Source organism: Aeromicrobium sp. Leaf272, from assembly GCF_001422865.1.
GTDB lineage: Bacteria > Actinomycetota > Actinomycetes > Propionibacteriales > Nocardioidaceae > Aeromicrobium.
The window spans coordinates 112,067-127,175 of sequence record NZ_LMMY01000001.1 but is presented as its reverse complement, the minus strand read 5'-3'; the positions used below and the strand labels follow the sequence as shown (position 1 = coordinate 127,175).

Sequence of the window (15,109 nt, the reverse complement as noted above, 5' to 3'; positions counted from 1 at the left end):
CGGGCCGCGGGCCCGGCGCTCGGCGAGCAGCTCCTGCGCGCGCTCGGCGGTGAGGGTCTCCAGGGAGTCGTCCTTGCGCAGCGTGGCGTTGTACTCACCGTCGGTGACGTAGACGCCGAAGCGACCCTCCTTCACGACGATCGGGCTGCCGCTGACCGGGTCGTCGCCCAGCTCCTTGAGCGGCGGCTTGGCCGCACCGCGGCGGCCGTACGTCTTCGGCTGGGCGTAGATCGCCAGCGCCTGCTCCTCGGTGAGGGTGAACAGCTGCTCCTCGGACTCCAGCGAGCGCGAGTCGGTGCCCTTCTTCAGGTAGGGCCCGTAGCGGCCGTTCTGCGCGGTGATCTCGACGCCCTCGGCGTCCTTGCCGACCACGCGCGGCAGCGTGAGCAGCTTGACGGCGTCGTCGATCCCGATCGAATCCATGCTCATGGACTGGAACAGGCTGGCCGTGCGCGGCTTCTCGCTCTTCTTGGCGCCCTCGGGCAGCAGCTCGGTGACGTAGGGGCCGAACCGACCGTTCTTGACCACCAGGTCGAGGCCGGTCTCGGGGTGCGTGCCGAGCATCTTCTCGGCGCCGGCCGGGTTGGCCAGCAGCTCCTTGGCCTTCTCGAGGGTCAGCTCGTCCGGCGGCAGGTCCTCGGGCACGTTGGCCCGCGTGGGGACGTCGGCACCGTCCTTGCCGGGCACCATCGGCGGGCCCTCGACGTACGGGCCGTACCGACCGACGCGGACCGCGATGTCGTCGCCCAGCTCGAACGTGGCCAGTCCGCGCGCGTCGATGTCGGGCAGGTTCTCGATCAGCCACTTGAGGCCGGTGTCCTTCTCGCCGCTGCCGGCCCAGAAGCTCTCGAGCACGCGCTGGCGGGCGTCGCGACCGTGCGAGACCTCGTCGAGCACGTCCTCCAGCTCGGCCGTGAACGAGTAGTCGACCAGACGCGGGAAGTGCTGCTCCATCAGCCGCACGACGCTGAACGCGATCCAGGCCGGCACCAGCGCCGTGCCCTTCTTGAACACGTAGCCGCGGTTCTGGATGGTGCCGATGATCGACGCGTACGTGGACGGCCGGCCGATCTCGCGCTCCTCCAGCTCCTTGATGAGCGAGGCCTCGGTGTAGCGGGCCGGCGGCTTGGTCTCGTGGCCGGCCGGGGTCAGCTCGTGCGCCGCGACCGTGTCGCCCTGCGCCAGGGCCGGCAGCTTGGTCTGCTGGTCGTCGCCCTGGCCGTTGTCCTCACGGGACTCGACGTAGGCCTTGAGGAAGCCGTGGAAGGTGATCGTGCGGCCGGAGGCCGTGAACTCGACCGGGGCGCCCGCGTCGGCACCCGCGGCGTCGGAGGCCGTGGCCGCCAGCCGGATCGAGACCTGCTCGCCCCGGGCGTCCTTCATCTGCGAGGCGAGCGTGCGCTTCCAGATGAGCTCGTACAGCTTGTACTCGTCGCCGCGCAGCCCCGTGGCCTGCGGCGTGCGGAACTTCTCGCCCGCCGGCCGGATGGCCTCGTGCGCCTCCTGCGCGTTCTTGACCTTGCCCGTGTAGGTGCGCGGCTTCTCGGGCAGGTACTCGGCACCGTAGAGCTCGCGGACCTGCGACCGGGCCGCGTTCAGCGCCGTCTGCGACAGCGTGATCGAGTCGGTGCGCATGTAGGTGATGTGCCCGCCCTCGTACAGACGCTGCGCCACCTGCATGGTGCGGGCCGCGCCGAACCCGAACTTGCGCGACGCCTCCTGCTGCATCGTCGTGGTCCGGAACGGGGCGTAGGGCTTGCGGGTGTAGGGCTTGGCGTCGACCGCGGCGACCGCGAAGGACTCGTCGCGCAGGCCAGCGGCCAGCGCCGTCACCCGGGCCTCGTCGAGGTGCGCGACCTCGGCGTTCTTGAGGGTGCCGTCGTCGGCGAAGGCCGAGCCGTTGGCCACCTTCTTGCCACCCACGCTCACCAGCCGCGCCGGGAACAGGCGGGCGTCCTCGTGCTTCTCGCCCGCGTCGAAGGTGGCGTCGAGGTCCCAGTACGACGCGGACCGGAATGCCATCCGCTCCCGCTCGCGCTCCACGACCAGACGGGTGGCCACCGACTGCACGCGACCGGCGGACAGGCCCGACATGACCTTCTTCCACAGGACGGGGCTGACCTCGTAGCCGTAGAGACGGTCGAGGATGCGCCGGGTCTCCTGCGCGTCGACGAGGTCCATGTCGATGTCGCGCGGGTTCTCGACCGCGCGGGTGATCGCTTCCTTGGTGATCTCGTTGAAGACGATCCGCTTGACCGGCACCTTCGGCTTCAGCTCGTCGTACAGGTGCCACGCGATGGCCTCGCCCTCGCGGTCCTCATCGGTCGCGAGCACGAGCTCGTCGGACTCCTTGAGCAGCTTCTTGAGCTTGGTGATCTGCGACTTCTTGTCGGCGGCGACCACGTAGACCGGCTCGAAGCCGTTGTCGATGTCGACGCCGAGGCGCGCCCACGGCAGCCCCTTGTACTTGGCCGGCACCTGGTCGGCGCCCTTCGGGAGGTCCCGGATGTGGCCCACGCTGGAGTCGACGACGTACCCGTCACCCAGGTACGACTGGATGCTGCGCACCTTGTTCGGCGACTCGACGATGACGAGCGTGGTCACGGTGATACTCCCTGCTGGACGGCGTCGGCCCCACTGGTCGGGGGCCGGACGGGGCAAACGCTAACGCGTCCTGTCAACAAACATCGTGCCCCGGGGGCCGACGTGGCGCGCGCCACGCCCTGCGCCGACGCTCTCAGGGCACCAGGAACCCGTCGGCCACGAGGTCGTGCACGACGGGTCGGTACGACTCACGCAGCTCGGTCGGGTCGCGGTCGAGCAGCTGGGCGAGCGCGTCGATCACCTGACCGGCCGTGAGGTCGCCGTCGAGGGCGCCGAGCAGCCCCGCCTCCACGGTGTCGACCTGCCTCGCGCGACGCAGCCCCTCCCCCAGCCGCACCACGATCGCCTCCGGGTCGGCCGCGCCCGCCGGACCGTACGTCTCCTGCGCCAGGCCGGTGGCCTGGGTCCAGCGGACGTCGAGAACGTCGTCGGCGTCGGCCAGGGCGTCGACTCGCTCCGCCCAGTCGAGCACGGCGGCGCCGACCGGCGGCACGACCTCGTGGCGCCACTGCTCCATCCGCAGCACCGGGACGTCGCGGTGGGCCGCCCGCAGGTTGATCCACCCGAAGGCCATCGCCTCCACGCCCTGCTCGTCGAACCAGCCCAGCCACGCGTCGTAGCGCTCGGCGTAGTCGGGTCGGTGGCGTGCGCCCGCGTCGGCCAGCCACATCTCCACGTACGCCGGCAGGTCGACGACCTCGCGCTGCACCACCCAGGCGTCGAGCCCGGTGGGTGCGATCCAGCCGTGCAGACGTTCCTCCCACGGCTCGTCGGTGTGCACCCAGCTGCCCAGCACCTGGCACCAGCCGCCGGGACGCAGGTGATCCGCGGCGCCCGAGACGACGGTGCGCACCACGCCGTCGGTCTCGAGCGACCCCTCGCGGTACACGAGCCGCTCCCCCGTGGGCGGCGAGACGACGAACGGCGGGTTCGTGGCGATCACGTCGAACCGCTCGCCGGCCACCGGCTCCCAGAACGAGCCGTCGCGCACGTCGACGTCGGCACCGTTCAGCTCGGCCGTGAGCCGTGCCGCCCACAGCGCGCGCGGGTTCACGTCGGTGGCGACCACCTGGTCGTGGCGCTGCGCCAGGTGCAGCGCCTGCACCCCGCAGCCCGTGCCGAGGTCGAGCACGCGTCCACCCGACGTGGGCACCGTGAGCTGCGCGAGCGACGACGACGCCTCGCTGATGCCGAGCACGTGCTCCGGTCCGACCTCGATCGGGCTGGTGTCGAGACCGGGCGTGAGGTCGCAGACCACCCACCAGTCGTGCTCCTCGTCGCCGTAGGGCCGGACGTCGACGAGCGCACGCACGTCGGACCCGTCGCGTCCGAGCAGCCCCCGCTCGAGCAGGTCGTCGACGAGCCCCGGGAGGGCGGCCTCGACGGCACGGGCCGGCTCGGCGCGCTGGAGGGAGAAGAGCCGCACGAGCGTGGAGAGCGCGGAGCCGTCGCGCGTGGCGCGCTCGGCCGGCGTCGTCTCGTTGCGCAGCAGGGCGGCGTGGGCGGCGGGGCCGAGGAGCTCCTGGACCCGGTCCACCGTGAACCCGACGTCGGCCAGCCGTGCGCGCACCTGTTCCATGCGGCCAGCGTGTCACGCCGCCACGTCGATGCCACCCACTCACCCTGGTTCTCCCCCACTCACCTGGGCGGGCATCCCCAGGTGAGTCACGGAGTTCCGTGGTGGGCTCGCGATTCCCATCACCTGATGGGAATCGTGGGGACGGAGGGACGCGACGGTGCGCCAGACGCACGTGACCCCCGCGGCGGGGCCGCGGGGGTCACGTGGGGTGGTGCGGTCAGGCGGGGCTGGTCGCCTCGTCCATGGCACCGTCCTCCTGGACGTCGCCGATGGCGATCGGGCGACGCTTGGAGATGTACACGGCCACCACGATGATGAGCACCGAGACACCGGCGATGGTGTACCGGACCCAGTCCTTGGCGTCCTCGCCGTAGGTCACCTGCACGACGACCGGGACGATGAGCAGGGCGACGAGGTTCATCACCTTGAGCAGCGGGTTGATCGCCGGGCCGGCGGTGTCCTTGAACGGGTCACCGACCGTGTCGCCGATGATCGTCGCCTCGTGGGCGGGCGATCCCTTGCCGCCGTGGTTGCCGTCCTCGACCAGCTTCTTGGCGTTGTCCCACGCGCCGCCGGAGTTCGCGAGGAACACCGCCATGAGCGTGCCGGCACCGATGGAGCCGGCCAGGTAGGCGCCGAGCGGGCCGACGCCGAGGCCGAAGCCGACCGCGATCGGGGCGAAGATCGCCAGGATGCCCGGCGTCGCCAGCTCGCGCAGCGAGTCGCGCGTGCAGATGTCGACGACCTTGCCGTACTCGGGACGACCGGTGCCCTCCATGATCCCGGGGATCTCGCGGAACTGGCGGCGCACCTCGTACACGACCGCGCCCGCGGCACGCCCGACGGCGCTGATCGCGAGCCCGGAGAAGAGGAACACGACCGAGACGCCGATGATGAGGCCGACGAGGTTGCTCGGGTCGGCCACGTTGAGGATGCCGGAGATGACCTGCCCGTCGGAGGAGCTGAGCCCACCGAGGAAGGCCTGCAGCGGCTCGGGGTCCTGGACGTCGAAGCCGGAGAGCACCTCGCCGAAGCCGTCGCGGATCGCGTCGGTGAACGACCCGAACAGCGCGGTCGCGGCCAGCACGGCCGTGGCGATCGCGATGCCCTTGGTGATCGCCTTGGTGGTGTTGCCCACCGCGTCGAGCTCGGTGAGGATCTGTGCGCCCTCCTCGCCGACGTCGCCGGACATCTCCGCGATGCCCTGGGCGTTGTCGCTCACCGGGCCGAAGGTGTCCATGGCCACGATGACGCCCACCGTGGTGAGCAGGCCGCAGCCCGCCAGGGCCACGGCGAACAGGGCCACGACGAGCGAGCCCGAGCCGAGCAGGAAGGCGCCGAACACCGCCGCGCCGATCACGAGGGCGGTGTAGACCGCCGACTCGAAGCCGACCGAGAGGCCGGACAGGATGACCGTGGCCGGCCCCGTGAGCGACGTCTTGCCGACGTCCTTGACCGGGCGCGTCTCCGTGCCGGTGAAGTAGCCGGTGAGCGCGAGGATCACGGCGGCCAGGACGATGCCGATGATCACGGCGACCATGGCGATGACGCGGGGGTCGCCGTCCAGGCCGGCCACGCTCTCCACGGGCAGCACCTGCGACAGGATCGACGACTCGTCGGCCGTCGGGAGCGACAGGTCCGCGAAGGACGACGGCAGGTAGAACCAGGAGAAGGCCGACGACCCCACCGCACCCAGGAACGCCGAGATGTAGAAGGAGCGGTTGATCGTGCTCAGGCCGCTCACGCCGGGCTGGGCGCGCGTGATGAAGACGCCGAGGATCGCGGTCAGAGCACCGATGGCGGGTATGACCAGCGGCAGGACCAGGCCCTGCTCGCCGAACGCCACCGAGCCGAGGATGAGCGCGGCGACGAGCGTGACGGCGTAGGACTCGAAGAGGTCGGCCGCCATGCCGGCGCAGTCACCGACGTTGTCGCCCACGTTGTCGGCGATGGTCGCCGCGTTGCGCGGGTCGTCCTCGGGGATGTTGTTCTCGACCTTGCCGACGAGGTCGGCGCCGACGTCGGCGGCCTTCGTGAAGATGCCGCCGCCGACTCGCATGAACATGGCCAGCAGCGCGGCACCGAAGCCGAAGCCCTCGAGCACCGTGGGCGCGTCACCCTGATAGATCAGCACGACGACCGAGGCGCCGATGAGGCCGAGGCCCACCGTGGACATGCCGACCGTGCCACCGGTGCGGAAGGCGATGCGCATGGCCACCTCGCGCCCCTCGTTCTCGGCAGCCGCCGCCACGCGGACGTTCGCCCGCACCGCGAGCCACATGCCGAAGTACCCGATGAGGGCCGAGAACAGCGCACCGGCCAGGAACGCGACCGAGCGACCGATGCGGACGTCGGTGGCACCGGGCAGCGCGAACAGCAGGGCGAACGCGGCCACCGCGAACACGGCGAGCGTCTTGAACTGGCGGGTCAGGTAGGCCGAGGCGCCCTCCTGCACCGCCAGTCCGATCTCCTGCATCTTCTCGGTGCCGTCGTCGGCAGCGAGGACCTGGGAGCGGAACAGTGCAGCGAAGAGGAGCGAGACGACTCCGATCCCGGCGACCACAGCGACGAACGTCGTGTTGCCTCCCGAGAGCTCGAGATCACTCGCCGCCGCAACGAACGTCGCGTCGACCATGTATTCCTCCGTGGTGTGGGACAGGGGTGTCGGCCCCAGCCAACCAGGAAAATGTGACGCGGGCTACACCCGGGTAACAATCCTGCGCGTGTCGTCCACGGCGGGCGCGGTCAGGCCAGCGACGCGGGTCCGTGGGCGGCGCGCGCCGCCTCCACGGAGTCGTGCAGGCCGAACACCTTGTCGAGGCCGGTGATCTCGAAGATCTTGAGCAGCCGCGGGTGGGTGCACACGATGTCGAGGGACCCGCCACCGGCGCGCACCTTCTTGAGGGCGCCCACGAGCACGCCGAGTCCCGTGGAGTCGAGGAACTCGACCCGCTCGACGTCGACGATGAGGCGCAGGTGCCCGGCCTCGACGGCCTCGACGATGGCCTCACGCAGGCGTGGTGCGGTGTACACGTCGATCTCTCCGCCGACCTCGATGATCTCGAACGGGTCGTCGGTGCGCGTGGTGAGGAGCAGGTCCATCAACGTCCTTCCGAAGGTGTGACCAGTCAACCACGAAGGAACCGAGCCCGCCCCCGTCTCGGGGGAGCCGTCGCGTGCCGCCTGGGAGACTGTGGGGGTGGACATCGGACGCCTGCTCTCGCGCCACGGCGACCGCATCCTCCACCTGCACGACGTGCCCGCCCGGGAGGCCGTGGTGGAGCCGTGGCCGGAGTGGGTCGAGCCTCGCGTGCGGACGGCGTTCGCGGCCCAGGGCGTGACCCACCTGTGGGGGCACCAGGCCGAGGCGCTCGCGCACGTGCACGCCGGGCGGCACGTGGTGGTCTCGACCGGGACCGCGTCGGGCAAGTCCCTGACCTACCAGGTGCCGGCACTCGACGCGCTGGTCCGCGGCAGGTCGGGCGACGCGCTCCAGGGCCACCGCGCTCCCACGGCGCTCTACCTCGCCCCCACCAAGGCGCTGGCGGCCGACCAGCTGCGTCGGCTCCCCCTCGGGCCCGACGGGGCGGCCCTCGTGCGCGCGACCACGGTCGACGGCGACAGCTCGCTCGACGACCGGGCGTGGGCCCGCGACCACGCCCAGCTGGTGCTCACGAACCCCGACACGATCCACCACACCCTGCTGCCCGGGCACGAGCGCTGGTCGCGCCTGTTCGCCGGCCTGCGCATCGTCGTCGTGGACGAGTGCCACCACTATCGGGGGGTCTTCGGCGCCCACGTCGCGCACGTGCTGCGTCGCCTGCTGCGGGTGTGCGCCCACCACGGGTCGCACCCCGTGGTGGTCCTGTCGTCGGCCACGGTCAGCGAGCCCGCGGCGTCGGCGCGACGCCTCACCGGGCTCGACGTGGTGGCCGTGACCGACGACGCGTCGCCCCACGGACCGCGGACGATCGCGCTGTGGGAGCCGCCCCTGGTGGGTGCGGCGCACCCGTCGCAGCCGCCGACCCGTCGCTCGGCCGGGCGCGAGGCGGCCGAGCTGCTCACCGACCTCGTCCTCGACCGCACCCGCACGCTCGTCTTCTCCCGGTCGCGCCGCGGGGCCGAGTCCATCGCCCGCGGCGCCCAGCAGCGACTGGGCGAGGTCGCGCCCGAGCTGCCCGGACGGGTCGCGACCTACCGTGGTGGTTACCTGCCGGAGGAGCGGCGCGAGCTGGAGGACCGGCTCCGCTCGGGTGACCTGCTGGGCCTGGCCGCCACGAACGCGCTCGAGCTCGGGGTCGACGTGAGCGGTCTCGACGCCGTGGTGAGCGTGGGGTTCCCCGGCACCCGAGCGGCCTTCTGGCAGCAGGTGGGACGAGCCGGCCGCGACGGGCAGCCGTCGCTCGGGGTGCTCGTGGCCCGCGACGAGCCCATCGACACGTTCCTGGTGCACCACCCCGAGGCCTGGCTGGGCGCGCCGGTCGAGGCCACCGTGTTCGACCCCGACAACCCCTACGTGCTCGGGCCTCACCTGGCGGCCGCGGCACAGGAGCTACCGCTCACGGAGGACGACCTGCCGCTGTTCGGTCCTCGGGCGCGCGAGGGGGTCGACGCGCTGGAGGCGGCGGGGTGGCTGCGCCGGCGACCCGGCGGCTGGTTCTGGACCCGGCGCGACCGGGCCGCCGCCCTGGCCGACCTGCGCGGCAGCGGCGGTGCACCGGTGCAGATCGTCGACGGTCCCACCGGACGGCTGATCGGCACCGTCGACGCGGGGTCCGCCGACGGCGAGGTGCACGAGGGCGCCGTGTACGTGCACCAGGGCGTGGCCCACGTGGTCGACGAGTACGACGTGGAGGACGGCGTGGCGGTCGTGCACACCGAGGACCCGGGCTGGTCCACCTCGGCCCGGACCACGACGGAGGTCTCGGTGGTGTCGACGCAGCGCACCCGCACGTGGGGAGCCACCACGGTCCACGTCGGAGAGGTCGACGTGACCAGCCAGGTGGTCTCGTTCTCGCGCCGGCGGCACGACGGCAGCCTGGTGGGTGAGGAGCCGCTCGACCTGCCCGCCCGCACGCTGCGCACCGTGGCCACCTGGTGGACGCTGCACCCCGACGTGGTGCCGCAGGTCCTGGAGCACACGGACGTGCCGGGAGCAGCGCACGCGGCCGAGCACGCCGCCATCGGCCTGCTCCCCCTGCTCGCCACGTGCGACCGCTGGGACCTCGGAGGACTGTCGACCGCGGTGCACGCCGACACGGGAACGCTGACGATCTTCGTGCACGACGGGCACCCGGGCGGGGCGGGCTTCGCCGAGCGAGGCTACGAGGTGGTGGAGCGCTGGCTCCGCGTCACCCGGGCCACCATCGCGGGCTGCGAGTGCCCGACCGGGTGCCCGTCGTGCGTCGTCTCCCCCAAGTGCGGCAACTTCAACGAGCCGCTCGACAAGGCCGGCGCGGTGCGGCTGCTCGACGCCCTGCTGGACGGCGCGCCGGACGACGAGGCCTGACCGACCACCTGCGCCGGGTCAACGCTCGTACCAGGAAGGGGCGGCGCGGGCCTCGATGCGCGTGGTCCACGTCCCGCCCCACCACGGGCGGGCCGAGCCGACGGCGGTCACGGTGGCGACGTCGAGGTCCATCCGGCAGCGTTCGAGCCGCACGTCGTTGCGCCGGGCCAGCCGGCGCGCCGCCCCGCAGCCGTCGGCGCCCTCGGTGCTGGCGCGGCTGCCCGCGAGTGCGGCCAGGTCGGCAGCGGACGCCACCTGGTGGCGCAGCGTCACGAGGGCCATGACCTGCAGCCCCAGCGCCACCACGCCGACCAGGACGGCGACGACCCAGAGCGCGTGCACCGTGACCGCACCGTCCTCGGGGTGTAGGCCGGACGCGGCCGAGCTCACGGTGCCTCCGCGGCCGCGACGGCCGTCGCGCTGAGCTCGCGCGACCCGACGGTGGTGCCGAAGCCCAGCGGTGCGCGGGACCGGACCCTGACCGTGACCACGACCGTGCCGTCCTGCTCCTGCACCCGCACCCGGGCACCGGCCGGCGCGAGTCGGCGGACGAGCGCCGTGGCCCCACCGTCGTCCTCGCCCCGTGCGACGAGCCGCGCACCCTCGCGAGCGGCGTCGACGAGCCGGACCTGGGTCACCCCGAGCGACGCCACCCACACGAGCAGCAGCACGAGCACGAGCGCGAACGGGGCGAGGACGGCCAGCTCGGCGGTGGCCGTGCCCTTCTCGCCGCGCCCGGTCATCGGATCGGGGTCCACGGCCTGCCCCGGCGCAGGTGCTCGACGAGCGTGGTCGGGTCGAGCGCGCGAGCGAAGATCTCGCGCAGCTGGTCGAAGAACCAGCCGTCGGCCCCGAGGTGGACCAGGACGGCGGCGCAGGTGGCGGCCCCGAGGGTGCCGACGGCGTACTCGGCGGTGGTCATGCCGTGCTCGCGTCGAGCGCCGCGGCGGGAGCGGCGGGCGGCGGTCCGGCAGAGGGACGAGACGTCGAAGGTGGAGGAGGTGCGCTGGTGCACGGTGGGCTCCTGGGGAGTCGGGTCGGTGCTGTGGTCGAGGTGCGGTGGCTCGATCCGGTGGGGCCGTCGAGGCCTGGTGAACGCCGCGACGGCCCCACCGGAGGTCGGTCAGAAGAGGTTGGGCAGGAGGCTCGGGATGTTGTCGATGACGTCGCGGACGAGCTCGCCGAACCACTCCGACTGGCCGACCTTCACGAGCACGCCACCGACGGTGCAGGCGCCGAGGGTGCCGACGGCGTACTCGGCGGTGGTCATGCCCTGCTCCCGACGCTGCTCGCGGCGCTGGGCGCCGCGGGCGAGCAGACGCGAGAGGCCGAGGGTCGCCCGGTCCTGGAGGGTGGAGTGCTGGAGGTTCTTCATGGGGTGTCCTTTCGTGGAACGTGCTGACACCCAGGAGATGGGTCGCTCCCGAGCCCGGACGACCACCCCGTCGGCGACCTGTGGACGAGCGGGCCCGAGGGCGGTCCGGCCTGTGGACGGGCGGGCACCTTCATCCGCCCAGCAGGTCGAGCCCCGACGCGACGCCGATGAGGGTCGGGACGATCCCCACGAGGAAGAAGGCCGGGAGGAAGCAGAGCCCGAGCGGGGCGGCAGTGCGCACGCCGACCGCCCGCGCGCGTTCACGCGCCTGGGACGCCCGGTCGCGGCGCAGGTCCGCTGCCGCGGCGGCCAGCACCGCGGCCACGGGCGAGCCGGACTGCTCGGCCCGCCGGAACGCACGACCCACGGCGCCCAGCACCCGGTGCCGGGCGAGCACCTCCCACACCGCGGGCAGGTCCGTGCCCGAGCGCAGCCGTCGCCCGACCTTCTGCAGCTCCGTCGCGAGCGGCTCAGGGACCACCTCGCCGACCACCTCGAACGCGACGACGGCCGGTCGCCCGGACGCCAGCACGGCGACGACGAGGTCGAGCGCCACGGGCAGCTGGCGCTGCAGCTGCTCGTCACGCCGCCGCGAGGACGCCGTGGCCATGGTCGCGACCGCCGCCCGCGCCGCCGGGGTGGCTGCGAGGGCGACGAGGAGACCGATCACCGGTCCGAGCACCACGAGGCAGGCGATCGGGGTGAGGACGGTCACCACGCTGGTCGGCGACGGACGCCGACGCGAGGTCGGAACGGTGGTGAGCGCCCGGAGCCGGTCGGTGGCCGGGACGGGCACGGCCAGCCAGGCCGCGGCGGCCGCGACCAGCGCCGCTGCCAGGCTCATCGCGCGCCCACCTCGGCGCGGGTGGTGATGCGCTCGACCCAGGCCAGCCCCGTGGCCGCCAGCGCGCACCCGGCCGCGAGGCACACGACGCCCGGCAGGGTGCCGGTGAGCACGTGCACCGGGTCCCCGCCGAGACCGGAGCCGAGGCCGAGCCCGAGCAGCGGCAGGACCGCCAGCAGCCGAGCGGTGGCACGAGCCGAGGAGCACTCCGCCCGGACCTCTCGAGCAAGGTCGTGGTCCGCGCGCAACGCCTCGACCACGTGGTCGAGCACGTCCGCGACCGGCGCACCGGCACGTTCGGCCACACGCCAGGCGGCAGCGACGTCGGCGAGGTCGCCGGCGCCCGGGAGACGGGACACGCCGTCGAGCGCGGCCGGCACGTCGCCGCCGCGGGCCGCCACCTCGGCGACGGGCCGCAGGTCGGGCAGGTCGTCGCACGCTCCGCGCAGGGCCACGGGAGGGAGCACCCCGGTGCGCAGCTCGGCCGCGAGCAGCTCGACTGTGGCCGCGACCCGCACCGCCAGCTCGCTCGCGGCGCGCGCGGCGCGGTGCCGCTCGACGAACGACGACGCCACCACGGCGACGGCCGCGACCGTGGCCAGGAGCAGGGCGGACACGGGCGACGTGACGAACCACGGGGCCGCAGCGGCTGCGAGCGCGACGGGCACCCACGACCGCCAGCGGCGCCACGCCACCACCCGCAGCAGGAGCGGGCGTGCCGCTGCGGACGGCGGCCCCTCACCCGGGTGCGGCGGCGACGTCGCGGGCCCGAGGCGCAGGGCGACCAGCCACGTCGGAGGCGGCAGCCAGAGCAGGACCGCGCACCCGGACAGTCCCGCCGCCACCACGGCGACCAGGACCGTGGACCCCGTCATGCGTGGCTGTCCAGCAGGTCCTCGAGCCGGTCACGACCGGGGCCGTCGGTCCAGCGACCGTCGACGAGCCCGGCTGCGCGCACGGAGCGGACCGTCCCGTGCCCGTCGGGCCCCGCCGCGTGCAGCACACCGACCTCCTCGACCCGACGAAGACCGTCGCGACCGCGACGCAGGTGCACCACGACGTCGACCCCGGCCGCCAGCTGGCTGTGCACGGCGTCGCGTGCCAGGCCTCCGGCCACCCCCAGCGCCTCGAACCGGGCCGGGACGTCGGCCGCGGAGTTGGCGTGGATGGTGCCGCAGCCGCCCTCGTGCCCGGTGTTGAGCGCGGCGAGCAGGTCGACGACCTCTCCCCCGCGAACCTCGCCGACGACGAGCCGGTCCGGCCGCATGCGCAGCGCCTGCCGCACGAGGTCGCGCACGGTCACGAGGCCAGCGCCCTCCGCGTTGGCCGGTCGGGCCTCCAACGACACGACGTGGGAGTGGTCCGGGGCCAGCTCGGCCGCGTCCTCGACCACGACGAGTCGTTCGGCGGACGGCACGAGCCCCAGCAGCGTGCCGAGCAGCGTGGTCTTGCCGCTGCCGGTGCCGCCGCTCACGACGAAGGCGACCCGGGTCGCGACGACGCGCTGCAGCAGCCGAGCGGCCTCGACGTGGATCCCGCCGGCGGCCACCAGCTGCTCGAGCGTGAACGAGCGCCGGGCCGGGACGCGCAGGCTGATGGCCGTGCCGGGGCGCACCAGCGGTGCCAGCACGGCGTGCAGACGGGTGCCGTCGGGCAGCCGCGCATCGACCCAGGGGCTCGCGTCGTCGAGCCGTCGGCCGGCCTGGGCGGCCAGTCGCTGGGCCAGTCGTCGCACCGCCGCGTCGTCGGGGAACCGCAGGTCGGTCCGCTCGAGCCCGTGCCCACGGTCCACGTGCACGGCGCCGGCCCCGTTGACCACCACGTCGGTGACGTCGGCGTCGTCGAGCAGCGGCTGCAGGACACCCGCGCCGCGCCGCTCCCGCTGCAGGGCGTCGACCACGGCGAGCACCGTGGCGCTGCCGTGCAGCCCGGCCTCGAGCCCCAGGGCCTCGGCCACGGCCTGCGCGCTGGGCTCGCGCACCTCGGCGGCGAGCCGCGAGCGCACCCGTCCGACGAGCGCGGCGTCGATCGTGGTCACGACGGACCTGCCGCCGCGAGGCCGAGGACGTCGAGCACCTGCCCCGACGCCCGCCGCAGCGGGCGCGACCGTCCGGGGCCGCGGCCGTGGTCGAGGTCGGCCCTCAGCCGACGGTCGTGGGCGACCCGCGCGACCACCGGGAGCCTCAGCGCCTCGGCCACCGGGCCCGAGCCGACGCCTCCGGCGCGCCGAGTCGTCACGAGCGCCACCCGTGGGACGTGCTCGCGCACCTGGGCCAGCACGATGCGCGCGGCCGCCACGCACCGCACGTCCTCGGGCACCAGCAGCACCGCTCCCTCGCACCGCGCGAGCACCGCCGACCCGAGCGGGTCGAGGTGCCGGGGCACGTCGGCGACGACCACGTCGAAGGCACGCGAGGCGGCGGTCAGCACGTCGGGGGCGACGTCGACCGGCACGGCGGAGCCGTCGCGGGGGCAGGCCAGCACGGCCACGCCGTGGTGCACGGGCAGCAGACGCGCGAGCCGGGTGGCGCCGACGTGCCCGCCGGCGCCACCGAGCTCGGGCCACCGCACCCCCTCGGCGCGCTCTGCGCCGAGGACGAGGTCGACGCCGGCCCCCCTGGTGTCGGCGTCGACGAGGACGGGGCGGTGGCCGCGCCGACCGGCGTGCAGGGCCACCGCGGTGGCGAAGGTGGAGGCGCCCGCCCCGCCGACGGCACCGACGACGGCGAGGAACGCCGCCTCGTCGCGTCCGTCGAGCAGCTCCCCGAGTCGCGCGAGCACGGCGGTCTCGTCGGTGGGGTCGAGCACGGCCGTGGCGCCGAGCAGCACCGCGTCGCGCCAGAGCGTGTCGCCGGCGGTGCCGCCGGGCTCCCCACCCAGCACGAGCACGCCGTCACGACGTGGCGGAGCCGTGCGGGCGAGCGGTCCCGCCAGGTCGGCCGAGAGCAGCACGGCCGACGCCGTGGACCAGGCGCGCCGAGCGGCGACCGCGTCGGACGCGACCTCCGGCGTGACGCCCACCGCGGCGCACCACCGGAGGGCGTCGTCGAGCAGGTCGGCGTCGCCCGTGGCGACCAGCAGGTGTGCGGCGTCCATGGCTCTCACGCAACCAGGGACGGGAGCCGCGGACGAGACCTCGCGAGCGGCCTGTGGACGACGCCGCGCACGCCATCGGACGGCCTGTGGACGACCCGTCGC

13 protein-coding genes are annotated in these 15,109 nt (G+C 73.9%); 1 reads left to right on the top strand and 12 read right to left on the bottom strand.

Going from position 1 to position 15,109, the window contains the following annotated elements; translation table 11 throughout:
• From topA to ASF38_RS00625, 4 genes are all read right to left on the bottom strand, one after another.
• Positions 1 to 2,604 (bottom strand): type I DNA topoisomerase (gene topA, locus ASF38_RS00640; RefSeq protein WP_056572993.1); only part of this gene is annotated, 2,604 nt, incomplete at its 3' end.
• A gap of 133 nt (positions 2,605 to 2,737) precedes the next feature.
• The gene (locus ASF38_RS00635; protein ID WP_056572989.1) at positions 2,738 to 4,183 is read right to left on the bottom strand and encodes a methyltransferase; all 1,446 of its coding nucleotides are present in this window, start codon (positions 4,181 to 4,183) and stop codon (positions 2,738 to 2,740) included.
• A gap of 217 nt (positions 4,184 to 4,400) precedes the next feature.
• On the bottom strand, positions 4,401 to 6,818 hold the full coding sequence (locus ASF38_RS00630) for a sodium-translocating pyrophosphatase (protein WP_055969609.1): 2,418 nt from the start codon (positions 6,816 to 6,818) through the stop codon (positions 4,401 to 4,403).
• Positions 6,819 to 6,928: 110 nt separating this feature from the next.
• The gene (locus ASF38_RS00625; RefSeq protein ID WP_055969612.1) at positions 6,929 to 7,285 is read right to left on the bottom strand and encodes an STAS domain-containing protein; all 357 of its coding nucleotides are present in this window, start codon (positions 7,283 to 7,285) and stop codon (positions 6,929 to 6,931) included.
• Between the two features lie 97 nt (positions 7,286 to 7,382).
• On the opposite strand from ASF38_RS00625, the gene ASF38_RS00620 reads away from it, so the two are divergent.
• Positions 7,383 to 9,692 carry a DEAD/DEAH box helicase gene (locus ASF38_RS00620; protein ID WP_200914348.1) on the top strand — a complete coding sequence of 770 codons (2,310 nt, stop codon included), beginning with the start codon at positions 7,383 to 7,385 and terminating at the stop codon, positions 9,690 to 9,692.
• An 18-nt stretch (positions 9,693 to 9,710) separates the two neighbouring features.
• Here the strand turns inward: ASF38_RS00620 and ASF38_RS00615 are convergent, their stop codons facing one another.
• The 8 genes from ASF38_RS00615 to ssd all read right to left on the bottom strand — a co-directional run bounded on the left by ASF38_RS00615 (position 9,711) and on the right by ssd (position 15,007).
• Positions 9,711 to 10,082, bottom strand: a complete 372-nt coding sequence (locus ASF38_RS00615) for an Rv3654c family TadE-like protein (protein WP_056572983.1) — start codon at positions 10,080 to 10,082, stop codon at positions 9,711 to 9,713.
• A complete protein-coding gene (locus ASF38_RS00610; RefSeq protein WP_056552775.1) occupies positions 10,079 to 10,435 on the bottom strand; it encodes a TadE family type IV pilus minor pilin in 357 nt (118 codons plus the stop codon). The genes ASF38_RS00615 and ASF38_RS00610 overlap by 4 nt, the downstream gene beginning before the upstream one ends.
• Positions 10,432 to 10,707, bottom strand: coding sequence for a DUF4244 domain-containing protein (locus ASF38_RS00605; protein ID WP_056572980.1), 276 nt, complete (start codon positions 10,705 to 10,707; stop codon positions 10,432 to 10,434). The genes ASF38_RS00610 and ASF38_RS00605 overlap by 4 nt, the downstream gene beginning before the upstream one ends.
• A gap of 108 nt (positions 10,708 to 10,815) precedes the next feature.
• Complete coding sequence (locus ASF38_RS00600) at positions 10,816 to 11,067, bottom strand: DUF4244 domain-containing protein (protein ID WP_056572976.1); 252 nt, start codon at positions 11,065 to 11,067, stop codon at positions 10,816 to 10,818.
• Between the two features lie 130 nt (positions 11,068 to 11,197).
• Positions 11,198 to 11,911, bottom strand: coding sequence for a type II secretion system F family protein (locus tag ASF38_RS00595; protein WP_055969631.1), 714 nt, complete (start codon positions 11,909 to 11,911; stop codon positions 11,198 to 11,200).
• Positions 11,908 to 12,786 (bottom strand): type II secretion system F family protein, encoded by an 879-nt coding sequence (locus tag ASF38_RS00590; RefSeq protein ID WP_056572975.1) that lies wholly within the window; start codon positions 12,784 to 12,786, stop codon positions 11,908 to 11,910. Before ASF38_RS00590 ends, ASF38_RS00595 begins: the two co-directional genes overlap by 4 nt.
• On the bottom strand, positions 12,783 to 13,949 hold the full coding sequence (locus tag ASF38_RS00585) for a TadA family conjugal transfer-associated ATPase (protein WP_055969637.1): 1,167 nt from the start codon (positions 13,947 to 13,949) through the stop codon (positions 12,783 to 12,785). The genes ASF38_RS00590 and ASF38_RS00585 overlap by 4 nt, the downstream gene beginning before the upstream one ends.
• Positions 13,946 to 15,007, bottom strand: a complete 1,062-nt coding sequence (ssd, locus tag ASF38_RS00580) for a septum site-determining protein Ssd (RefSeq protein WP_056572972.1) — start codon at positions 15,005 to 15,007, stop codon at positions 13,946 to 13,948. Before ssd ends, ASF38_RS00585 begins: the two co-directional genes overlap by 4 nt.
• Positions 15,008 to 15,109 lie beyond the last annotated feature (102 nt).